The organism is Vibrio sp. A37, assembly GCF_059777565.1.
In genome coordinates this window covers 174,274-198,572 of sequence record NZ_JBLNLI010000002.1, presented here as the reverse complement: position 1 = coordinate 198,572, position 24,299 = coordinate 174,274, and the positions used below count along the sequence as shown (strand labels likewise).

General features: G+C 40.8%; 17 protein-coding genes. 6 read left to right on the top strand and 11 right to left on the bottom strand.

Annotated elements, in window-relative coordinates; all coding sequences use genetic code 11:
• The first annotated feature begins 505 nt into the window (after nucleotides 1-505).
• Nucleotides 506-949, top strand: a complete 444-nt coding sequence (locus ACM2FC_RS04565) for a tellurite resistance TerB family protein (protein WP_498479674.1) — start codon at nucleotides 506-508, stop codon at nucleotides 947-949.
• 5 nt (nucleotides 950-954) lie between these two features.
• On the opposite strand, the gene ACM2FC_RS04560 is transcribed toward ACM2FC_RS04565, so the two are convergent.
• A complete protein-coding gene (locus ACM2FC_RS04560) occupies nucleotides 955-1,485 on the bottom strand; it encodes a 3'-5' exonuclease (protein ID WP_498479673.1) in 531 nt (176 codons plus the stop codon).
• Nucleotides 1,486-1,803: 318 nt separating this feature from the next.
• On the opposite strand from ACM2FC_RS04560, the gene ACM2FC_RS04555 reads away from it, so the two are divergent.
• The 4 genes from ACM2FC_RS04555 (at nucleotide 1,804) to ACM2FC_RS04540 (ending at nucleotide 7,971) form a co-directional block, all read left to right on the top strand.
• The gene (locus tag ACM2FC_RS04555; protein ID WP_498479672.1) at nucleotides 1,804-2,436 is read left to right on the top strand and encodes a DUF2760 domain-containing protein; all 633 of its coding nucleotides are present in this window, start codon (nucleotides 1,804-1,806) and stop codon (nucleotides 2,434-2,436) included.
• Nucleotides 2,436-4,349, top strand: coding sequence for an Hsp70 family protein (locus tag ACM2FC_RS04550; RefSeq protein ID WP_498479671.1), 1,914 nt, complete (start codon nucleotides 2,436-2,438; stop codon nucleotides 4,347-4,349). The genes ACM2FC_RS04555 and ACM2FC_RS04550 overlap by 1 nt, the downstream gene beginning before the upstream one ends.
• 100 nt (nucleotides 4,350-4,449) lie before the next feature.
• Nucleotides 4,450-7,275: an Hsp70 family protein gene (locus ACM2FC_RS04545; RefSeq protein WP_498479670.1), complete on the top strand. Its 2,826-nt coding sequence runs from the start codon at nucleotides 4,450-4,452 to the stop codon at nucleotides 7,273-7,275.
• Between the two features lie 15 nt (nucleotides 7,276-7,290).
• The gene (locus tag ACM2FC_RS04540; protein WP_498479669.1) at nucleotides 7,291-7,971 is read left to right on the top strand and encodes a DNA-3-methyladenine glycosylase I; all 681 of its coding nucleotides are present in this window, start codon (nucleotides 7,291-7,293) and stop codon (nucleotides 7,969-7,971) included.
• A gap of 101 nt (nucleotides 7,972-8,072) precedes the next feature.
• Here ACM2FC_RS04540 and ACM2FC_RS04535 read toward each other — a convergent pair whose 3' ends face one another.
• The 6 genes from ACM2FC_RS04535 to trmY all read right to left on the bottom strand — a co-directional run bounded on the left by ACM2FC_RS04535 (nucleotide 8,073) and on the right by trmY (nucleotide 19,214).
• Entirely contained in the window at nucleotides 8,073-11,891 is a 3,819-nt protein-coding gene (locus ACM2FC_RS04535) for a hypothetical protein (RefSeq protein WP_498479668.1), read from the bottom strand.
• Nucleotides 11,892-12,674: 783 nt separating this feature from the next.
• A complete protein-coding gene (locus tag ACM2FC_RS04530) occupies nucleotides 12,675-13,235 on the bottom strand; it encodes a sugar O-acetyltransferase (protein WP_498479667.1) in 561 nt (186 codons plus the stop codon).
• 25 nt (nucleotides 13,236-13,260) lie between these two features.
• Nucleotides 13,261-13,779: a phosphoribosyltransferase gene (locus ACM2FC_RS04525; RefSeq protein WP_498479666.1), complete on the bottom strand. Its 519-nt coding sequence runs from the start codon at nucleotides 13,777-13,779 to the stop codon at nucleotides 13,261-13,263.
• Nucleotides 13,780-13,937: 158 nt separating this feature from the next.
• Nucleotides 13,938-17,039: an efflux RND transporter permease subunit gene (locus ACM2FC_RS04520; RefSeq protein ID WP_498479665.1), complete on the bottom strand. Its 3,102-nt coding sequence runs from the start codon at nucleotides 17,037-17,039 to the stop codon at nucleotides 13,938-13,940.
• Nucleotides 17,036-18,115 carry an efflux RND transporter periplasmic adaptor subunit gene (locus tag ACM2FC_RS04515; protein WP_498479664.1) on the bottom strand — a complete coding sequence of 360 codons (1,080 nt, stop codon included), beginning with the start codon at nucleotides 18,113-18,115 and terminating at the stop codon, nucleotides 17,036-17,038. Before ACM2FC_RS04515 ends, ACM2FC_RS04520 begins: the two co-directional genes overlap by 4 nt.
• Nucleotides 18,116-18,614: 499 nt before the next feature.
• Nucleotides 18,615-19,214, bottom strand: a complete 600-nt coding sequence (gene trmY / locus ACM2FC_RS04510) for a tRNA (pseudouridine(54)-N(1))-methyltransferase TrmY (RefSeq protein ID WP_498479663.1) — start codon at nucleotides 19,212-19,214, stop codon at nucleotides 18,615-18,617.
• Nucleotides 19,215-19,466: 252 nt separating this feature from the next.
• Here trmY and ACM2FC_RS04505 point away from each other — a divergent pair, with 252 nt between their 5' ends.
• Nucleotides 19,467-19,916: a hypothetical protein gene (locus ACM2FC_RS04505; RefSeq protein WP_498479662.1), complete on the top strand. Its 450-nt coding sequence runs from the start codon at nucleotides 19,467-19,469 to the stop codon at nucleotides 19,914-19,916.
• Nucleotides 19,917-19,939: 23 nt separating this feature from the next.
• Here the strand turns inward: ACM2FC_RS04505 and ACM2FC_RS04500 are convergent, their stop codons facing one another.
• From ACM2FC_RS04500 to ACM2FC_RS04485, 4 genes are all read right to left on the bottom strand, one after another.
• Nucleotides 19,940-20,362, bottom strand: a complete 423-nt coding sequence (locus ACM2FC_RS04500; protein WP_498479661.1) for a hypothetical protein — start codon at nucleotides 20,360-20,362, stop codon at nucleotides 19,940-19,942.
• A gap of 91 nt (nucleotides 20,363-20,453) precedes the next feature.
• The gene (locus tag ACM2FC_RS04495) at nucleotides 20,454-20,678 is read right to left on the bottom strand and encodes a hypothetical protein (RefSeq protein WP_498479660.1); all 225 of its coding nucleotides are present in this window, start codon (nucleotides 20,676-20,678) and stop codon (nucleotides 20,454-20,456) included.
• A gap of 98 nt (nucleotides 20,679-20,776) precedes the next feature.
• Nucleotides 20,777-22,843 carry an ExeM/NucH family extracellular endonuclease gene (locus ACM2FC_RS04490; RefSeq protein ID WP_498479659.1) on the bottom strand — a complete coding sequence of 689 codons (2,067 nt, stop codon included), beginning with the start codon at nucleotides 22,841-22,843 and terminating at the stop codon, nucleotides 20,777-20,779.
• A 232-nt stretch (nucleotides 22,844-23,075) separates the two neighbouring features.
• Nucleotides 23,076-24,122 carry a hypothetical protein gene (locus ACM2FC_RS04485; RefSeq protein ID WP_498479658.1) on the bottom strand — a complete coding sequence of 349 codons (1,047 nt, stop codon included), beginning with the start codon at nucleotides 24,120-24,122 and terminating at the stop codon, nucleotides 23,076-23,078.
• Between the last annotated feature and the right edge of the window lie 177 nt (nucleotides 24,123-24,299).

Sequence of the window (24,299 nt, the reverse complement as noted above, 5' to 3'; positions counted from 1 at the left end):
TAAAACCAAAAATACTTTGAAAACAAAGTAATAAATAATCGACACTAACATACTTAGATATGCGTATGAAAGTTGACCATATAAATATTTTCACAACAACACTTAAGTTTAATATAACGCACAACATGCTAATAATTGAACGTTACTTAGCTGCGCATATATAATCTTAAAACCAAAACAATTGCAATATTAAATATATAACATTAATAACGATAAAATATACAACATATAAAACTGTATATCTAATTAGTTAAAAATCTATAATTTTTACCAAAATTTACATTATTAGAATTCTACTAATAATATGGGGTATTACTATTTCTGTTTTATTAATATTCGGTTAATATTGGATGCTCTATACTTATAGTCTGAGATAGCTTTAAGATAGTCGAACATCATCCAGTAGAGTAATGTCCTAATCGACAAAGTGGCTTAACGTATGATGTGACCTAAGCCGAAAGTTTGGTTATACTGAGTAAATAGTTTCTGATAGGTATTAAGATTTATGTTCAACGCAATTTCTAACGTGTTCAAACAACTTATCGAAGGAACGAACTATCACCAGCAAGGAAATAACCCTAGCCTCGCGATGGCTTCACTGCTTTGCGAAGTTGCCGACGCCGATCACCATACGGTCGCTATTGAACCAAAAACAAAATCGGCACTACTCACTCGATTACTTGGTGTCAGCGACGAAGAAAGTCAAAACCTTATCACTGAAGCTGAAGAAAAAGTCAAAAATTCAGCCTCACTGTACGATTTTACTTCTCAACTCCGTGAACTTTCTCAAGATGCACGTTTCGAATTGATTAAAGCGATGTGGGAAGTAGCAAATGCCGATGGCAACATTGATCCAATGGAAGAAGCGGTGATTCGAAAAGTGGCCGAATTACTTTACGTCGACCACAGCGAATTTATCCGCGCCAAACTTTCTGTAATTGAGAAATAAGCCCGTTAAAGAATTTTCAATGCAAGTTTAGCTAAATTGTAGGCGTCAACATACCCAGAGTGTTGGCGACCTTCCCATTCTATTCCCTTACTTTCTTGCGCTTCGCGATGACCTACTCGTTTATCTTTTACGCGGTTTTGTACACGATACAAAGTGGCTAAGTTAATGTACTCCCTAAACGGCATTGGAATCCCTTTCTGCTCACACTCTTTGAGAAGAACTAAATCATCCCTACCCCACGAAGCGTATATTTTGTTAGCACCACCAAAGTTTTTGATCATTGACTGAATAACGGCTTCAAGTGGTCGACCTTGCTTCTCAATCTTTCTAGGTGAAATCCCTGTAAGTTCGCTACAAAACTTAGATACTTCATCGGTGTCGGGCTTAACATAATACTGCGCACGCTTGACAATCTCACCCTTAACAAGGTCGATTTCAGCCAACCCAACCTCAATGATCTCTCCAGTCGTACCGACACCATCTTGGTTCCAACAACACATTTCTAAATCCAAACAAACTATCCGGTTGTGATTCATTACTTACCTAAAATTTTAAAATCAGCTTATTGTTCGGCCGCAATTCTACCCTAGTTGCGAAGAAACACGAAGTGCTGAGTTTCTACCGAATCTCTCGTGTAATTCGCTACATTTGGCGGCATTTTTACTTTCTTTTGTATTAATAAAACAACCATTTGAGCATATTTTAATCAATCACCCATAGAAATGAACGAGTAATGTCATTTTTCATCAAGATCCTTGCTTTTTATATGGTAGTATCCGGCATTAGTAATCTATGGAAGTCTGTGGTGATAGCTCTTCTAAAACCCGACAAACAATCCCTTGAGAGAATTCAAAATGACTGTTGATTTAAATCTATTTCCAACCACATTCGACATGCTCCACGCTATCTTAGCTGTGTTAGTTGTTTTGCTTTTATTAGTAGTAATCTTCCGAAAAGCGAAGATCGTGGAAAAAGTAGTTGAGAAGCCAGTAGAAAAAATTGTCGAAGTTGAAAAGCCTGTCGAGAAATTGGTTGAAGTTGAAAAAGTTGTTGAAGTTGAAAAAGTGGTAGAGAAAATCGTTGAAGTCGAATCTAAACTAGCGACTAACCCGACAGATTCCGCTCTGCAGTTACTTTCTCTATTTCAAAATGAAGCACGGCTCATTGACTTCCTCAATGAAGACGTTTCTGCTTTCTCAGACGAAGAAGTTGGCGCTGCTGCACGAGTGATTCATAGCGGTGGACAAAAAGTGCTTCAAGAATACCTAACGCTATCACCAATTCGCGTAGAAGATGAAGAATCTCACATAGTTGTTGCTGAAGGTTTCAACCCGCAAGAAATTCGTTTAACGGGTAATGTTACTGGCAACGCTCCATTTAAAGGCGTGTTGATTCATAAAGGCTGGAAAGCCGATCAAGTCAAGCTGCCTAAAGTATCCGAAAACTACGACGCATCAGTAATTGCACCTGCGGAGGTAGAACTGTAATGGAAAACGAAAACACAGCAGAAACACTGCCAAGATTCAGTGTCGGCATTGATTTGGGCACAACACATTGTGTCATGTCGTACACAGACAATTCTCAAGAAGAACCGACCGTTGAGCTGATGGAAATCCCACAGCTAACAACTCCAGGAACGGTCGAAAATAAAACTCAGTTAGGTTCGTTTTTATATCAACCTCATGAACATGAAATGGATTCATCCGCTCGTGTTTTACCTTGGACCGATGAACCAAATGCTTTGGTAGGCGCGATCGCTCGAAACCTTGGCGCAAAAACGCCAATTCGCCTTGTAGCGAGCGCTAAATCTTGGCTATGCCACGGTGGTGTCAATCGCCGCGAAGCGTTTCTACCAAACGGTAGCCCAGAAGAAGTCGAAAAAGTCTCACCATTAAAAGCGTCTGAGCTGTACCTAGAGCACATGCGAGATGCATGGGATAAAGAGCATCCTGAAGACCCACTTTGCGAACAGGAAGTCATCGTTACTGTTCCTGCTTCTTTTGACCCAGCAGCCCGAGACTTAACCGTTGAAGCGGCAAGAAATCTTGGTCTTAGCCACTTAACCTTACTCGAAGAACCACAAGCAGCACTGTATAGCTGGATTGACAACAACAATGACTCTTGGCGTGATCAAGTATCGGCGGGTGATATTGTTTTAGTTGTTGATATCGGCGGTGGTACAACCGACTTATCTCTGGTTGAAGTAACAGAAGATGACGGCAATCTAGAACTGAATCGTATCGCGGTAGGAGAACATATTCTTCTTGGTGGCGATAACATGGACCTCGCCCTAGCCTATCGCTTAAAAATGAAGTTGGCTCAAGAAGGCAAAGACCTCGCACCTTGGCAAATTCAAGCGATTACCCAAGCGTGTCGCGATGCCAAAGAAGCGCTATTGAATGATTCAGAACTAGAATCAGTGCCAATCGTGGTACCAAGCCGCGGCTCCAAGCTTCTTGGCTCTACTCTCAAAACTGAGCTCACCCAACAAGAAGTGCAACAAACACTTGTCGATGGTTTCTTCCCGAGCGTGAGTGTCAATGAGCACCCCGTGCAGAAAAACCGTGGTGCCTTAACTCAAATGGGCTTACCTTATGCTCAAGATGCAGGTATCACGAGACACATCGCTGCGTTCCTAGCTAAACAAGCGAGTGCGAATAGTGACGCACCAGCAGAAGAGCATAACCCGTTTGCCAATATGCCCGGAATGTCTGCTCAAGAACAAGCTGTCGACTTCATAAAACCAACAGCAGTATTGTTCAATGGCGGTGTGTTAAAGTCTGATCTTTTGGCTAGCCGCTTATTCGAAACCATCAATACATGGCTTAATGACGCAGAAGCCGAGTTTGCGAAACGTCTTACTGGATTAGACCTAGACTTGGCCGTTTCACGCGGCGCTTCATACTATGGCTCGGTTCGCCGTGGCCAAGGTATCCGTATCCGCGGTGGTATTGCTTCCAGCTACTATGTTGGTATCGAAAGCGCGATGCCTGCAATACCAGGAATGGCCCCACCACTTGAAGCTATCTGTGTTGCTCCATTTGGTATGGAAGAAGGTTCAAGCGCAGACGTGCCTAGCCAAGAATTTGGCCTAGTTATCGGCCAGCCGGTACATTTTCAATTTTTCGGCTCTACTACTCGCCGTGAGGATGAAGCAGGTACACACCTAGATCATTGGCGCGAAGGCGAACTGGAAGAACTGCCTGAAATTCAACTTAGCCTTCCAGTTTCCGAAGGCCGTAGCACTGGAGAGATTGTGCCTGTGACGCTAGCGTCAAGAGTGACTGAATTAGGTACATTGCAACTTGAAGCTATCGCTACAGATAATGGTCAGAAGTGGCATGTCGAGTTTGATGTGCGTGACGACTCAACTGAACAACAAACTGCAGAGCACGCTTAACCCACCACACAAAGCCGTGTACATTTAAGTACACGGCTTTTTTGTTTCACCTGTTTACACAAGCTACAGACTTTAAGCCTAGCTATATTTAGAGGTTTGCATGACATCTCCCCGTTATCTGGTCGGTATCGACTTAGGCACGACCAATACTGTGGTTGCCTACAGTGAGATTCAAGATGATTTGAATAACTCCGTGACTGAAATATTTGAAATAGACCAATTAATTGGCCCCGGAGAAGTCGTTCGCAAACCCCTGCTCCCCTCTTTTCGCTACCATCCAGCCACAAATCAAGTTAGCCCATCAGATCTCACGCTACCTTGGGTTTCTCAAACCGTGGAAGGGGATCTAAATAATATCATTGTTGGTGAATGGGCTAGAGAGCTCGGCGCAAAAGTAGAAGGCAGACAAGTATCTAGTGCGAAAAGCTGGCTTTCACACCCTAACGCGGATAGACAGGCTGAAATACTACCTTGGACTGGCGGTGAAGAGGTCGAAAAAGTCTCACCAGTTATAGCCAGCGCCAGTTATTTACATCATGTTAAACAGTCTTGGAATTATCACTTTCCTAGCGATAAATTAGAGCAGCAACAAGTCGTCATTACCATCCCTGCATCGTTTGATGAAGCGGCAAGAAACCTCACTCTAGAAGCGGCGAAACTCGCTGGCTTACAAGATATTCTATTGCTTGAAGAGCCACAAGCAGTGTTTTACGACTGGTATGAAAGACACAAAGATAGCGCTACCGAGAAGCTAGCTGACATCCCATTGGTGCTGGTGTGTGATGTTGGTGGAGGAACAACTGACCTTAGCTTAATTCACGCGAATGTTGATAACGAAGAGCTACAGCTCAAACGTATTGGTGTAGGTGAGCACCTTATGCTTGGCGGTGACAACATTGACTTAGCACTTGCTCATCTATCCGAGCAGCGTCTAAGTGCAAGTAAAAAGCTAAGCGCCGCTAATTTATCCAAGCTTATTCAACAAACTCGACGTGCAAAAGAGACATTACTGTCACCTTCTGCTCCGAATGAAGCCAAAATCACCATGTTAGGGGGTGGCTCCAAACTAATCGGCGGCGCGAAAAGTGCCCTTCTTACCAAGCAAGAAGTCCACGAAATCGCACTTGAAGGATTTTTTCCACTAACAAAAATTGACGAACTCCCGAACAAGAAACGAAGCGCGATGGTTGAATTCGGACTACCTTACGTAGCAGATGCTGCCATTAGTAAACATATCGCTGAATTTCTCTTCAATCACCAATCAGTATGCCAAAACATTCTTGAAAACGGACAAAGTTCTGAGACAGCTTTGCCCGTTGGCGTTCTATTTAATGGTGGCGTGTTCAACAGCAGTTTAGTTACTCAGAGAATGACTGAACTTCTATCTAACTGGCGTGGTTCTGACATAAACGTCTTAAACAACCCTCACCCTGATTGGTCTGTGGCCTTAGGCGCTGTAGCCTACGGGAAAGCTAGGCTCGGCGCGTTGGTAAAAATAGGCGGCGGAGCGGCCCGTTCCTACTTCCTCCATTTGCAAGAGAAGAATAAGCAAAGTAAAGCATTATGCTTGTTAGCAAAAGGCACGGAAGAAAGTCAGGAGATCCGTCTAACTGGGCGGCGATTTTCTCTAACACTAGGCGAACCTGTGCGATTTAACTTGCTAACCTCTACCCATGATGAAATCCAAGATGCGAATGCCAGTCAAAGTTACTTTGTCAAAAATGGTTTGGTGGTCAATGTAAATACTGAACAATTTAACGCCCTTCCTCCATACATATCGACACTAGCAGGAGAAGAGAACTTAGATTTAGCCGCAAATGAAAAGCAGCGAGTCGAAGTTATTTTGGCTTCGCAGTTAACTGAAATTGGCACTCTCAAAGTCGAGTGTGTAGATGTGAACGATGAAACCAAACGATGGTTGCTTGAGTTCGAAGTTCGCCACCAAAATGCACAAGAAGATGAATCAGAAAACACCGAACATCCTCGACTTAAAGACTGTAAAGACATCATCCAGCACCTTTATAGCGGTAACAAAAAATCAGATGATAACAAGGCAATCAAAACTCTATCTCGTGACTTAGAAAAACGATTAGGTAAGAGAGAGACATGGGATTTTCATACTTTGCGACAACTGTTTGACACCTTAATTCAAGGTAAAAAACGCCGCCGCCGCTCCGAGTCACACGAAAAAAATTGGCTCAGACTTGCAGGGTATACCTTAAGGCCGGGTTTTGGTGATGCAACAGATTCATGGCGCATAGAACATATTTGGCCTCTATATCAGCAAGGTATACAGTTTCAAGATCATCAAAGTTGGACCGACTGGTGGGTATTTTGGCGTCGAGTTTCAGGAGGTTTATCTCAAGAACAGCAAGAAACCATTTTGGCTGATATCGCGAAATACTTGCACCCTGGCGCTATGAAAAGTGCCAAAAATGCAAAAGAAGTACTAAGCAAAGGTTACGAAGCCATGGTACGTCTAGCCGCTTCTTTAGAGCGACTTCATATGGATGACAAAGTACTACTTTCTTCATGGTTCCTATCAAAAGCGCTAAACCAGAAACAGTTTAATCAAGCACATTGGTGGGCTCTAGGCCGCGTGGCTGCCCGAACTCCGCTGTATGAGAGTCAACATAATGTTGTAAGCAAAAAGCAGATCCATCAGTGGTTACCCAAACTGTTGGAACAAAACTGGCAAAATGAACCTATTATTGGCTTTTCGGCGGTGATCATGTGTCGTAAAACTGGAGATAGAACCATCGATATCTCGGATGAACACCGTCAAGATCTTCTCGCTAAATTGCAGCAAAGTAAAATGCCAAGTTCTTGGTTGGAATTGGTGACAGAAGTAAAAGATCTTTCGGAATCTGAATCAAAGCGAGTGTTTGGTGAAGCACTGCCAAGTGGACTTAGGTTATTGCAATAATATTTGGAGAGAACCATGGAAAAGTTTGAGCAAATTTATCAACGAGCAGCAGAGCGAAAAGGTGGGCAAGACAAGCTTGAGTCGATGCTGTCAAAGCCGATCAGTAAACAAGAGCTGGTTGAAACTCCAGACGACCGATGGCTATCCGCTTTTTCTCAAAAAGTGTTTCAAAGTGGTATTTCGTGGCAAGTGGTTCGCAACAAATGGCCAAATTTTGAAGAGCTATTTTTCCAGTTTCGTATCGAACCCCTGTTGCTACTTCCACAAGAAAAGTGGGATGAAAAAGCCAGCGACGCCCGAATCATTCGCCACCATACTAAGGTCATGAGTATTGCGGAAAATGCACGCATGATTCACGAAGCTAGCCAGCAACACGGATCTTTCTCAAAGTTTGTCACAGATTGGCCAAATGAAAATATTACTGGCTTGTGGACGTATTTGAAAAAACACGGCGCTCGTTTAGGTGGGAATACTGGGCCCTATACACTACGCCAAATGGGCGTAGATACTTTTATCCTATCTGGCGACGTAGAAAGCTATTTGCGTAATCACAAAATTATCGAAGGTGGAAAAGCGACTCAGCGAGCTCTTAAAGCCGCTGAGCAAGCCTTCAATACATGGCAACAAGAATCATCCAGAAGCTTCACCGAAATTAGCCAAACTATCGCCTTTAGTGTCGGAGATAATCGGGTATAACTTATCGTATTTAATCTTCTATGATTTTCCACAGAGATTCTCTTCAAGCAGAGTATTGATAATATTCCGCTTGAAGAGAAATTGCTTATAACAAACGAAAACTATTTATAGATTGTAAATTTGTAATGATACATACCAACATTATTTGAGAAGCTATTTATCTCTTTTTCATAATTGTTGTCACTATCACCTCTATAAACTTCAGTTGTATCGATTGGCACTTCAGTAATACTGGTATATTTTGCGCCACTTTTTCGGTACATACCTTTGTTGGACATTTCTACATCGTTGTAGTCTGCAAGAGGATACATTGTTGCTGGAAATGCTACTACCCAAAACACGTATTGCTTCCCTTCACTACTGCCAAGGTTAGTCGTATCAAAGTCTACTTGAGCAATGTCCCAGTTTGGCTTTCCGTCTTCATTTTTTATGCCAGGTAACGGATCGACAAAGTCGTTACCAATAAAGTATGCTTCATAAGGAACTACGTCTGTAATATAAGTAGTACTTCCATCTTCGCCTGTTATTATCTTAGTACCAAGTTCTTGGTAATAGAACTGGACGCGGATGCCATAAGCTCCCATGTCACCTCGCCCATAGTTATAAACCCTTGCTTGCAACTTAAGATGATCACCATCTGTCGCATAGCCAACCATTTCTCCGGTAGACAATTTTACATTACTTCCGACAGAGTCCTGATCACTGAGCTGTCTTATAAAAAATCCCTTCATATTATAAAATCTGTTATCATAAACTGATTCTGTGTATGGGTCTGAAGTTGGTAGGTAAGGAATGATACATTCATTGTTGTAGATGTTATCTAGGCAATTGTAATAAGTTATCGTGCCATCTGCAGTGGCGGCGTCAGCAAAGCTGTTTCGAGACGTTCCTGCAGCTTTCTGCCATCGAGTAGGGTTATTAAAAGCAATATCGAACTGATCTAAATTATTTGAGTAATAAGATCCAGCATTATCGCTGGCTATAGACGTGGTATAGCCGTATATGATTGGACCTTCTATTTTGCTGTTAGAATCATCACTGGTTGGAGTCCAAACCGCTGCCCCCAGAGAATAACCAAATGCGGCATCATCAAACTTACTTAAGCCCACGTCTAAACTATATGTGGTTGAAGTCGTCACTACAGACTCTAGTGATGTCGAATTACCATTGACAGCTGTCGAGGTATGAGAACTAGCAGCTGCACCACCTATGCCCGCACCGACTTGGTTAGCAGGAGCGAACTCTTTATATGCGCCAGCTTGACCACCAATGGAAGCAGAAGATTGAGATGATGCACTTATTTCAGTCGAAGTTGTATTTTTACTGGAATAAGCTGCTGACCATTTAATTTGAAGAATACTGCCTGTAGCAATTGAAAAATATTCGTTATTCCCTTCATTGTAATCAGACAGGATGGATACTTTCTCCCCATTGTTCCACGTTTTGAGGTCATCAATTGTTGTTGGATAAGTGAGCATATTTCCATTTTCATGGATAGGTTGATACCAGGATAGGCCAGAACCAGGTTCTCCAGAATGATGTTCTACAGTAAACACCTTATCGGCGATGATATATTCCTGCTCTCGATCTGAATAATCACAATATCCCGTTTCATCTGGGCAAACAGTTACTCCAGTTACTGGATAGTAATATTGGTAAGAATCCACTATCGAGTATGAAACTAGGTCATCTGCAAATGTATTGAGTGACAGTTGGTATTCTGTCGAACTACTGTCACTATTTGTTTGTGATTCTGTCTCTTGTAGACTATCCGTAGTCGCTGAGCCATTTCCTGCAGAGAAATTGGTACCAGACAGCCAAGCTCCGCCGTTACTGCTAGTTGATTTTGCGTGAACATTGGATAGCGATGTAGATTCTGTCTCCACACTTGTCGTACTCACAGCGCTATCAGTTGCTAAGGATGCATAGTAGTATTTGCCTGAGCCATAACTTGCATTGTGTAAAGAGGTAGCTTTGACACTAGAGGAATAGCCATAGTCAATGAATGCAGGAGGAGCTTGTACAATAGTGTCGACGATATTCTTTCTCCCTGTTTTTACTACTACCGACGGTCGACCAATTTTCCGAGTTCTTCCCGCCCAATCCACTTTTTTTAACGCATTGTAGAACCTACCTCTAGATCTGAAATGCACATTCACCGAGCCGTGTTTTACGCTTTTATCAGGGTCTACAAAACTATAAAGCGGTGTTTTTTGAATAAGAATATACCGAGATTTGTCTATATCATCACCATGTTTTGGCACAGTAAAACCACTTCGCCCAGTTTTTTCTAGGCTATCTATATCGTATGAAGTAATTCGAATGTAATGTTGATCAGACAGGTCGTATTCTGCGTACATTATAGAAGGTACAGGATCAGCGTCGTTCTCATTACCAAAAAAGCCAGCAGCAAGGCCCAACATCTTAAACTTGCTGTCCTCACCGGATAGATTTCTGTCAATTTTGTGTTTATTAACCACAACTTCGACACCTTTGGCTTCTGATTTGATAGTTGCATCTAAAGTAAGGAGCCAACCAGTAGTTTGTGAATAGTAGTAATTACCTTCATCATCACTTTCCTTAGCATCTTTATGGTGTTTTTGAAACATAATGGCCACTTTTTCATGTATGTTCCAAGGGTTATCTTTATAGGTATCAGATAGAAACGTCAAATCTCCGTTAGATCCTATATCGCTTGCAAAAGTGAGTGTTTCCGTTTTAGCAGCTGTGAGAGTTAAGGATTCATCACTAGACAATTTAGCATCGTAGTAAGTTACCTCCGCGACCGCATTTCCTGAATTACTACGATAAGTGCGAATAAGAGCAATTTCGTCGCCGACAAAATGAGTATTATTTAGTGAATCGGTACTTTCGTTAATAAAATCGCCAACTTCTATATCAAAAGTGTAAAAGCGGCTAGTTTTTAAGTCTGCATCATCATAGGCATGTATAGTCACTCCATCTTCGTTTTTTGGCTCTCCATGATCAATGAGAGCAAATTGTTGGCCCGGATTACTGGTGAATTGCTTCTGGCAATCTGTTTTATCAGCTTCATCAATCGGCTCTGCGCCATCAATGACAGCTTCTTCAGAACAAACTGTCATGATTCTTAATTTACCATCATACATGGTTCCAAAAATGACCTCGAAATTACCATCGCGATCAATATCTATGACTCTCGGCTCATTAGTAGTCAAATCTCCGGAGAACGCGCCTAGATGTGTCAATTTAATACCAGAACTGGAGTCAGAAGGATCGTTTGCTGAAGCTATATTCAGGTCAAAAAAACTACCGCTAGGAGAAACACTCTGTGTAAGCAACAGAACAGATTCTGCACTGCTGGTTTTGTCAAATGGAGCGACTATTGGATAAGCTTCGGTGACGCCTGTATAACTCGACGTGGTTTCTAATGTGTAAGGCCCAAAAGTTTTGTCTGGAGAACTTGGGAAATGACTTACCAAATCAAGGTAAACTTCGGTTTTAGTGTTACTACCACCATTATAATTACCGATAACAGTCAGTATGGAGTCACTTAGAACATCTTCGAAAAACCTAGCACCAACTTGTGAAGCACCAAGATTGTAAGTTTGTGCTGCTTCTATATCTAAACCATTTACTGGCTTTTCATCAGAAGATCTTTTTGAAACGTATTCGGTAATATTATCTGCATCAGTATCGACACCAATTATTCTTGGATCACGATAAAAATAAAAATTCCCACTCATACCGTTTCGTTCTTTTGTAGAGATTCGATTTATATCTAACAGTAAATCATCATGCTGTTTAACTCTGTATCTTTCATTTAGAGGTCCTTTATAAAGTAACGAATTCAAATCTGTATTTAGCCCTGTTGCATTTAACGAGCTACAAAAAGCTAAATTTATTAGCGCTATTTTGGTTGTTAGTTTCCGTACATTCATATTGCATTTCTTCCTGTTATAAAATAGGAGTAATACCTAATGACTTCAATCAATTAAAATCAACCGTTTTAGGTGCATGCTCCACTTAATCCAAAGGCACGGCTCTTTTACTCTAGGACGAGAGACTGAAGAGCACTATGCTCTAGGCGGCTCGCTACCATTAAGTTGATTTCGAACATGAGGTCTAGTTTTAATTCGGGAACGTTCTCGGAATTAATTGGCAGTATATTATTTATATCAATAAAAACTTTGATGAATGTATGATTTTTAAAGTACGAGATTGGCAGAGTGCATTTTATAGATATTTATCAAGAGTAAAAAGTATTATTTAATAACATTAATTAACCATTTTCTAATTTTGTTTAATTAATGATTATTAGTTAATTTAAACATATATTAAAATTTAACAATAATATTAAATAAGTTTTTAAACATAAAGTAATACATGCTGTTATTGGTTATTCCACATGGCGAAGGTACGCCTTAATTAGCTATTTCAGCGTTAAAGTTCGTGTCATCGTCATTAACTACATGAAGCTCATGATTTATTACAAAATATGAAAACTATACCGGAGTTCTTGCGTGTACTCTTGAGGTGCCTATTCTTTTTTTCTTTCTCTCGTCCTTAGTAATATTCAACTATAAGCGTATAGTAAAATAAGTTTTAATCCTGAGGGATCCTCTCGAAGTTCATCAGAGTTTAGCCACAGAGTCAGTTAGAGAGCGCTTCCTTCTTAAATCTTTCGAAGGAAACTTATTTAGCTTTAGTAATCTAGGGAGATTTCACCCATTTTCTATCTGTTTGATAACTCTACAAGGGTTTCCAACCGCAAGGACATTCGCTGGAATATCTTTTGTGACTACACTACCAGCACCAATAACGGCATTTTCTCCAATGGTGATACCGGGGCAGACAATCACACCGCCACCTAACCAAACATTGTCACCGATATAAATGGGAGAACCAAACTCTACACCCTCTTCCACTCTGCTCTTTACATCTAGTGGATGCGCCGCTGTGTATATCTGAACATTGGGCCCAAACAATACATTATTTCCTATGTGTACTTCCGCAACATCTAAAATCACGCAGTTAAAGTTAGCGTAGAAATTTCTGCCAAGCTTAACGTTGCTTCCGTAATCACAACGAAAAGGAGGCTCTAGAAATGCTCCCTCTGAGTCTGGTATCAATAAATCAATGGCTCTGCGCCATTCTGCTGTATCAGGAATAGCATTATTTAGTATCTGCAATAGCTTTCGACATTCAATACGCTCACGATACAGTTCCTTGTCCCATGCATCATAGGCTTCTCCCGCTAACATTTTCTGTTTTTCGTTTTTCAATTGAGTCACCACATTTATTTTTATGCTATTTCACCAACTTCGAGATATAGGGAACATTTCTTAACTTATCTTGCCATGGAAGTCCGTACCCAACTAATAAGTCATCAGTGGTCATTTCGTAGGCGTAATACTGAGGAGCAGGGATATCGACACGACTTGGTTTGACAAATAATGTAGCGATTGAAAGCGATTTAACCTCGTAGCGCTCTTGAATATGAGCAACTAATCGTTTCATTGTGCCTCCTGATTCAATTGCATCGTCAATCAAAATGACGTCTTTGCCAAACAATGAAATGTTTTCATAAAACACAATTTTAGATTGGTTGTTACTATCACCTGGAGTATGTGGACATGATATATAGTCCATTTTAATGTCAAATTTTAACTGACGAACTAAGTCAGCAGTGAACAAAATACCACCCGGTACAACGGTAATGACTACAGCATCACGGAACTGGGTGTTAAGTTGTTCAGCAACAATTTCAACTCCGTCTTGAATTTGTTGTGCATTCAAGACTGTTTCACCAACATGTTGAGATTCCATCTCTCATTCCTATTTTATTTGTTGGGCAACCAACGCTTTATCTGTACTATGCCGTTTTATTTATATCAGTTCATTTTACAATCAATAGCTTAAATTAAAATATAGAAAAGCGCTCACGAAGATATGAACGCTTTCTATTTCACTTTTTGATTAACTTTTTAGTTCTGGGTAGTAGGCAACACCTCAGGGCTTTGCTCGTCTTCCTCTTTCACCGGTTTCTTAAACCGCTGGGCCATTAGGTATATGCATGGCACTACGAATAATGGATCGACTATACCTATCGCCATCCCTGAGATTATGATGATGCCTAAAGACCCCATCGAGTTAGCTCCCGGCCCTGTTTCCATCACAAGTGGAATGGTACCTAGTATCATCGTTAAAGAGGTCATCAATATTGGCCTCAAACGAGTTTTGGTGGCCCGTAAAATGGCTTCCTTCGCTTCTAAACCTTCTTCACGAAGCTGGTTAGCAAACTCGGTAATTAAAATACCATGCTTACATATCAAACCGATAAGCGTGACCAGACCAATTTCCGAGTAAACATTTAAGCTATAGTCACTGAAATAAAGAACCCACAGAGCAGCTGACAGGGTAATTGGCAGTGACAACATCACGATAAAAGCATCGATAAAGCTCTCAAATTGCGCACTGAGTACCAAGTATATGAACACCAATGCGGCGGCGAAAACAAACAACATCTGATTACTAGCTTGCAAATACTGCTCTGCATCGTCGATATATTGGTACGAAGTACTGGCAGGCATTATCTCAGGTAAAATATTGTTCAGCTCTTTGATGCCTTCGCCCATACTCACACCATCTGCCAGTTGGATAGACAATGTCGCAGCAGTTGTACGATTGTATTGCTCTATCGAGCGCGATGTTGTTTCTGGTGTCATCGTGACTAGTTGGCCCAAAGGAACCAATGTTCCGTCACTATTTGCTACCTTCAGCGATTTTATCGACTCTGGCGTTAAGATGTGGCTTTTTAACATCTGCACATAGACTGAATAATTAGTGCCGTTATAACTCATATCGTTATCAAAGCTCTTGCCACTTAATGCCACTTTCAGCACATCGTTAATGTCCGACAATGACACACCATATTGCGCTGCGGCAGTACGGTTTATTTTGACTTTAAATTGGCTTTGGTCAAACGTGAGCTCGTTACGAACTTGAGCGAAGATTGGAAGTGTCTTCAGTTTTTGTTCCACTTTGCTCATCTGTTCAGACAACGATTTGTATGTTCCAGAGCTACTTACATTAATTTCAATATTGTTGTTCCCTTTGCCACCAGAACCCGTGTCGACAGCTGGGATGACACCTGTAATGACAAAGTTACCACCTTGCTTTAGCGATTTACTTATCATTTGGCTGATTTGTTCGGCGCTCTGGCTGCGATCATCCCAAGGCTTCAGCGTGATAAACCCTTGAATAAAGTCTGTACTCGCCATTACAGCAACATGGGCAATTCCCGGAATATCCTTAAGCTTTTTACTCATGTTGGCCACCATTTTCTGCTCTGCAGCCTCGTCACTGCTTCCTGTTAATGGTTGGAACATAAATATTTGTCCTGAATCTTCATTCGGAATCATGACCGATGGGCTTTGAGTTAAAGGCCAATAAGCGGTAGCCAACACAGCGAGCAAAATAATGACGACCGTTTTCTTGTAATCAATGGTCTTACTCAATACTCGATGATACATATCGGCTAATTGATCGAGCTTATTGTTAATCCATACTTCAAACTTACCCGCACTTCGATGATCCATCATCTTACTGCACATCATCGGTGACAAAGTTAATGCGACCAATCCAGAAACAACGACAGTGCCAGCTAGAGTAAAGGCAAACTGTTTAAATAACTGGCCAGTAATTCCGCTGACTAAACCAACCGGAATATAAACGGCAGCTAGGGTTAATGTGGTCGCGATAATCGCAAATCCGATTTGTCGACAAGCAATTACCGTTGCTTTTCTTACAGAAGATTCGGACTTTAGTTTTCTGTGTACGTTTTCGGTGACCACAATGGCATCGTCAACCACTAACCCCACGGCTAGCAACATCGCAAGCAGCGTCAGCGAGTTAATGCTAAAACCTGCAAGCTTCATTATAATAAAAGAGCACGCTAAACAAACTGGAATTGTCACAACCGGTATTAAAGCAATTCTTAGGTTACCTAAGAACAACCAGATAACACCCGCAACCAACACAACAGCGAGGCCAATTGCGAAATATACTTCATGTAAAGAACTGTTAATAAATGTGGCTTTATCCAATAGTACCGTTGCTTTCATACCACTTGGTAAGTTGATGGTATCAAGCAAAGAGTGAACCTGCTGAGACAAAACCAGTGCATTTGCAGTTGCGCTATATTGTGGTTTGAGAACAAACAGCATCGCGCTTTTACTCGAAAAGTCGATTAAAGGTGTTACGTCTGGCGTATTACCAGGAGTACCAATCGTAACCGTTGCAATTTGTGATAAGTGTATTGTTTGAGAATTATAGGTCGCAACAACCATATCTTTAATACTGTCTAAACTATCGATTTCACCAGATGTAATCAGTTGGTATTGGCTTTTTGTTCCGCCTGTATAGCCACTTATCGACGTAATATCATCGGCGTCACTTACGGTATTAATGACAGAGTTAATGTCTAAACCATAATAATCAATTTTGTCAGGGTTTAGCTTAATAATGACCGACTGTGAACTGCTCGGAGCCACTTCCACTGAACCTGCAGCAGGTAACTGCTCAAATCGAGGCAATAGCGTGTTGACTCCGTACTGACGAAATTCATATTGTTGCTGATTTGGTCCTGGAGATAACCCAATCAACATAGCTGGCATGCTTTTGTCGTTCGACTTAGTGACTGTTGGTGAAATATCGTCTGGCAGATCGCTTTGTATTTTAGATATATCGTTGTAAACCTCGACCATTAAGGTATCGACACCTGTAGTGCTCACACCATCTGCCACATCTATTGTAATTGTTCCCTGTCCCTGCCTTGCCGTGGCCGTTACATTTCCGATACCCTCGGTACCTGCGATGGCATCTTGGATAGGTATAAGCACCTCGGTCATCATGTTTTGCGCTGCGAGAGAACTATCTGTAGCAGTAATTTCTACAGAAGATTGCGCGATCTGCGGGGTATATCTTAGGGACAACTGTTGGCTAACGATGACACCAATCAGTACCGGGATTAGCCAAAGCACAGTACACAAGACTGGTCGGCGAACGCATAATTCAGTCAATTTCATTGAGTAGCTCCAGAGCTAGTAGTGCTGTTTGTCAGTTCCTTACCAGTATTATTTACAATGACTTTCTCATCAGAATGGAGGAAGTGTTGTCCATTGGTGACTAATTGTTCTCCTGCTTTTAAGCCAGATGTAATTTGGACATAACCATCGTAGTAGTTCCCTACGGTGACACTGCGTAGCACCGCTTTGCCATTTTCTACAATAAACGCCTGATTCCCTTCTAAACTCGAGAGTAAACTTCCAGTCGGTATCGTGACTTGATTGGTCAGTACAGAAGTTTGCTGAACCACTTTAATTCTCTGACCCGGTTTAAAGCTTGATCCTTGAGCAAGTTGAGCTTTGACTGTAACAAGGCCGGTGTCCACATTTGGAGAAATGTAAACCACTTTACCTTCTGCTGAGATACTTGAATCAAGCTCTGATTGCACACTGACTGTTTGTCCGAGTTTATATGCTGAACTCTTTGAAGCTGGAAGCTGGTAGGTCACTTTGAGATTGGTAGGGTCATATAAGGTTGCAATAGTGCTACCCGAGTCAAGTAAATCACCAACATGATAATCCGTCGCTCCTATCACACCAGAAAAAGGAGCAATCGTAGTCAATTCAGAAAGCGTGACTTTATCTTGCTCCAATGCGGCTTTATCTTGCTTATAGGTGCTTAAAGCATCGTCATAATCGCTTTTAGAATTCAAACCTTTTTTTTGCAGGTTTGACTGTCGTAGCCATTCACTTTTTGCCTGAGTCAGTGAAGCTTGATCCTGCTCCACTTGGGCTTTGGCTGATCGCGAATCTTGTGTTAGTAGTACCTGCCCTTTAGAAACAGTTTCACCATCAGAAAAGTTGATACTGGTAATGCGATTGGTTTGTAAGCTTTTCAAAGTCACATAATTTTCTGAATATACTGTTCCATAGCCAGAAACATATGCCGTTAGTGTTTTAGTCCCTATCGTCGTCGTTTCAACTTGAGATGACGGCATTATTGGTTTCTCTACACTCCTAAAGGAGTAATAGTAAACGGCAATGGACACACCTACGACTAATATAGCTAACACAAAGATATTTCGTTTATTTATCATATTAGTTACTTAAAGTTTGTTAAGTGGGAAAACACAAATATTTAAATAATTATTTGGCTCTGAACTCTAATTAATGTTTAAGTTGGAATAAAGATTTAAATACAGGTTCTATCAACGACATTGCATTAATAAAATATTATTCTCTTGAGATAACAAGCAATTGAATATAAATAGTTCGTTATTTTAGTCGTAAGGCTAAAATCACTAGTTCTCGGTTAAAATGCCAAATGAATCCAATAGTCGTCACCCATATCACTCAATACACATAGAATATCGATAGATTGTGAGTCAAATATGGAGAAAATGTGGAGATTCAACTCCACTAGCGTATGAGCATAAGAGGCGTAAAATCCGGAATTAAGTTCACTTATTTGATAATCGGAGTGTTCGAGTTTAATCTCGACATTATTTCCTTAGGAACTTTCATACTACAAATAATATAGCGTTTCTCTCCTTCAGGCATACCTGAAAAGTGAGCTGGGCGATAACACCTGTTACGTTAAAGCCCTTGAATATCAAGCTCATTATTAATTAACGTAATACACTGAGAAGCAAATAACATCTTGGGGCCTAAGCTAATTTTTTCAGTATTTAAACGCTTTAAACTATTCCAAGATTTTTTTGGCATTGGAATATGATCAGTAAGCAAAAAACATACATCGTTAGGAAACTCGACTTCTCTGGCTTCTGCTCCCTTCTTATCTAGTAGGTAAAGCTGATAGTGTTCTGACAACCTCTGTACGAGTTTCTCAAAGCTGGTTGTTTCAACAGTAATCCCTGATTCAACTTGCCTTAATTGCTCCTTGCTCATTCCAACAGACTTACCTAGTGCTAAAGCAATTTTGTCTATTAACGCTTGCTCATGGAAACCACCGATATTAACTAATTGACTAGATTGAAAACGAACGGTACGTGAAAAGTCCTGCGTACTTTCAAGCACTAAATAAACATCCACATCATCGCGATGAGACTGAGCCGTAAAAATAGCGTTCATCAAAACGTGAGCCAATATTTCTACGTGCGCTTCATTTCCAACAGAAGACAAAAAGGTATCTTTACAAGTCGATGCTGCGCGAGCCCTTACGACAAATGCTCTCATGGTTAAACCTACTAACATTAATATTTGCCGCACATGTTACACCGCTTTGCATGATCTTTAAAAGATAACGCTACATAGAACAATATAAGGATTACATTGTATGAAAGGTCCATATTTGCACAATAAATGAATTTGAAAGTCGTTACGCCATGCGATAAGTTTCATAAAATTGTTCTCTAATTAGATCAAATAGCAAGGGGACTGTCCCATTACAGTCTCTCGATATATAAAAACAAAACCTAGTTGGCAAATATGACATATTCATTTTTTAAGGCGAGTAAACCGAGGCTCCTGTCGGGCATCCTTTTACTTAGTGGTGTAGTTTTGTTAGGCGGATGCAATGACAATTCGGCTTCACTTAAAACTCTTTCAAGGCCAGGAGCATTTCAGCTTAAATCGTTAACCGCTATCTCAACCAGAGATCGGTCTTTTAACATCAGCTGGAACACTAGCTCTGACGCAAGTCGTTATCAAGTTTGCTTATTCGACCCTTCCCTAGAAAACCACTGTTTAAAGCTAACAGAAAGTACAACAAACACTCGCCAGATAGTGGGGTTAGGAAACTACCAGACAAGCGCCCCACTAAAATTTTTCGTCATAGCGCAAAACTCTAACGGAGCTACGTTAAGCGAAAATATTGCTAATTTTGACAAAGCCACTCAAACAGCATCAATAAAGCCAATACAGTCTATTGATACCTAAACGATTCAAAGTAAGTAAAACTATCATGCGCGAAGAGTGCACTGAATAGATTCAATAGGCACTTTTGAATGAGTAAAGCAAACATAAGCTTTTGCAGGATTTTGAGGCCCAATATCAATGTAACCAGTCTGTACCTGATCACCCGGGAATGAGATCTTATGGGCGGTAACTTCTCTGCCGTTCATATAAGTAGCAATGAAGTTGTCACGCATTGCATGTGCGACTCTAGGTTGGTAATAATGAGTGCGAAATTTTACCATCGCACACCTCAAAGGCAGTTTTTGCACAACGACCACTTTCTCGTTAGGCTTTCCTTTATTTTTAACCACAGTTTTGCTTTCAGATTGTTGATCAACTATACGATAACTGGTCACGATACAGTTACTATTAGCCAAAGCATATTGAGAGAAAAACACCGCCGTTAGCAATAACACATACTTAAACATCTACCGATCCATATTACGCTCTACTCAAAGTTCTGTCATATTAACTACCCACTACTATTTGTTGACAGAACAAAGTTAAACTCAAACTAAATCAATGCCTTTCTCCAGTTGGATCGAGTTCGAAATGAGCATTTTGGTAGGCATTAGCAAATGCTTTTCGTCTGCGTTCTTTCTTATCCCTATAGTATTCGTTGCAGATTTTGTTTACTTGTTCGATAACCGCAGATTCATGATTTTTTGCCGACTCTAAAAAGTCAGGATCCTTCACTGCTTGCTTTCTCAATTTATTGACCCGCTCCAACGTATCCCACAACATAGAAAACCTCCCGCGATATACTGTATATATAAACAGTATATCGGAGAGGTCATATTGTCAATCAATAGATTGTTTTATGCTCTATTTGCTATGACATGTTAGTGTTTGTGGTGACTAAACTTTACATCCACAATCACAGGGTCATGATCTGACGCAGCATAAGCATCAGGATACTTAGGCAATGAGCCTGTGTATTTACTTCCGTATTCGAAGAAATTACTTTCATACGAATTTATATGCCAATCAGCCACTTGCAGAATATGCTTATCCATTTCCTTATTTGCCAACGCGTAATCGAGCGTACCTAACTCGCCGTTATAACTGTATGAAATCGCTTTTTTGCCATTTCTCTCAGCATTCGCATCAACAAAACCATAACTATGCGTCACAGCTGTTCCCTGCTTCTGATAGAGCTTATCACCAATATATGTATCAGACGCTGTCATTATTGGACGTTGCCCTTTACGCACCGTGTAATCAGTTAGAACTCGAATTGGATCTTCTTGCGCGTATGAATTGAAGTCTCCAACCATCAAAACCATCCCAGGAATTTTGCTCACAGCATTACCAAGAACTGTAGCTGCGGTTACTCTGAAATCATTACAATGACCTTGGACATTTTCCGTCGTACTGTTTTCATCTTCTAAGCAACCTGAACCCTTAGATTTTAAATGATTAGCCACCAGCGTAAATGTTTGATCCGATCCCTTAACCTTAAAGGCTTGTACCAAAGAATTACGTTGATAAGCTGACTCAGCTTCGCCCTGACTATTAGTATATTGCTGGTTCGGCATTACAATAACTTTGGCGTGCCCTTCCGGTTTGAGCACAGCTGGTCGATAAATCATACCAACCGTAATAGCATCTCCACCAAAATATTTTCCGTCAGTTCGTTCGCTCTTTGGCAAAACAATATATTTATAACGTTTATCGCGAGGCTCGTCCTTGTTTAGTGCATCTACGAGATTAGCGATAGACGAATCTTTGCCGAATCCGTTATTCTCTAATTCCATCAAACCTAATACATCAGCGTTTAGCTGAGTAATAGCTGAAACAATTTTCTCGCGCTGCATGATAAAGTCCGGCTCGTCTTTCGCTCCTCGATTACAGCTGTCGCTATACACACCATTACATGTGATATTTAGTGCTCCACCGATTGATGGATAGCTGTTAAAGAAGTTCAACACGTTAAAACTACCAATAAGCAGATCCGTACCTTTAGCTCGCTCGGGGGCTTCATGGCGATCGTTAGCTTTTTTGCGAACCAAGTCTCCAAGAGAAATCGTGTCTGTTTGTGGCACAATTAATCGATACTGATCGTAACTGTACGAGACCATACCCTTAAGATTAACGGGCTCGTCACCAATTCGGATATAGCCTTCAAGCGCATCCCAATCTGGTAACCATGGTAATACACCATCTGCCGCTTTGTAGTCAGATTCAACCACTAGACGGTTCGATGCATTCGCTTTTTCCAATTTATCCGCCTTTTTGGAGCCAGCAGGATATAACTGTGTCGGCTTAATTAACGGCTTTCCATAAGAAAGCACTAGATTATTTCGATACCTATCATAGTCATAACTGAAGTTCCTAGTGACTTTCAAGTCACTATCACGGTCTAAAATAATCGGCATGCCTTCGTAACGACGAAGCGCATGCGCCAGTGTCTCACCGTGTCGAACCCTAAAGCGATACGGTTTCGGGGCTTCTCCCTGCCCTAACACGGTTAATTTTGGTGTCGGGTAATCCAGCGCAAGCTGAGTACTACCATAATAATCTTCCACTTTAGCTTCTAAACAAACCGTAGAGCCCGGTTTCAGTGTTGGGTATTTAGAAGCGACGTCTTTTAAATAAACAAATATTCCATCAGATGTATTTCGATTCCCATCTCCATTTGTGTCTAATAAATAAAAACCTTTACTAAGACTTTCACCAATCTGGCTCACCGTTGCTTTAACGTAAACATCATTTGGGCTGATATAGCCATAGCTTGTGGGAATAGTCGCAAACGGACTTTTATCACCACTACCTTGGATTGCCGGAATTGAAGTAAACGCACTACTATCAGTTGGACAAGTAAAATCTGATTGAGTGTCAGCGTATGAAAAAGAAGGTAAAAGAATAAAGCCTGCAGCTATAGGAAATAGCATACGAAAACCTATCATAATCAATCCTTTAGTGTGATATGGGTTCGGGTGCGAAGTATTGCATGGCAAGAAAATAGTTACTAGAAACTATTTATTAAATTTTGATTATAGAACCAATACAATCGATAAATTTTCTCTCTGAATGCCGTCTGATTACTCAAGCCACGTTAACCTCAGCCTGAGTAAGTTATTGACAATGTTCAAAAGATAACGGCCACAAATAGTGGCCATATTCGATATATTTGAAAACTCAGCTATTGCATTGATATTTAGCCATAAGCTGTAGAATAGTGGGGCCTAGTTTCGATGATTTTTTTGCCGAAATATACGACTCAGCGTAAAGAGTTTGATCTTCATCTTGTGGGTTAATCAAAAATGGAGTGATCGTATACTGCCTCATATCTCCGAAAATATTGTACTGATCCGCAGATGCAAATTGGTGAGTGTTGCCCCAATTGCTATTCATTAACGTCGCATACGATGGTTGTATCTTTGTTGTCGCAGAAACTGTAAATTGAGAAAGTAGTGATTTGCTGGCATATACTGTCACTTTGTTATTTGGAAACATATCGACCAACGCTTGAACTCTCTGGCTTTTCTCTTTATACGTCATGGCTTTGGTGAATATCCTAGGCATTATAAACAAACCTACAGAACTACCGGGCTTAATCTCACCTTGAATTTGTTTCAACGAGTTTGCAAATTGGGCTGTAGTGAAAGTCTCTCTAACTCCTTTCGAGTTAGTGTAGTTCCCGCCAAACCAAATGGCATTGTCTAGTTTTGGCGCTGAAATTTGGGTGCTGCTTGGCACTATAGAAGATGCTGCCATTGGTGACGTGTAAACATGGGTGTTCGACTGACTAGATTCCAGCTTCGTGTATAAGGAAGGAAAGTGTAACTTTAATTTATACAATTGAGAGCTTGTGACAAACAAATTGACATGCTTGTTACCATTTGTTTGTTCCCTAATAAAATCAATTAGGCTTTCATCTATTAAGTGTGAGTAAATAGCAACAGATTCCCGCTTCAGTATGTTCTGAAATTGAGCCGAAGACAGTAGCTTATCTGATGCACCTTGGCCGAATACAAGTGGGCAGTTCGACTTCCCTAACCCTTCGCTATCGAATTCTTTTACATCAATGTGCCGACTGTTTGGAATTTCACTTTGTAATACTTGACCAGCGTAAAAGTCACCGCCCTTGCCCTTTGTAATTATGACACTACCTAATGTTTGGGCCCATGCTGAAAAACCTACGATAGAAAGTGCATAGATTGTTAACGCTGTTAACTTCTTCATATGATTATACTCGTTTATTAATTTGCTGATTACATTAATAAACCTCGCAAAAACATGCACTACGACAAAAGTCAAATTGACTCGAGCTTTGGCCGACATCGAAATTTGAAGAGCAATGTTTTCTTCGCAAACGACTACCTATTAAGAGATATATTGCATATAAACAGTTTATTGTCG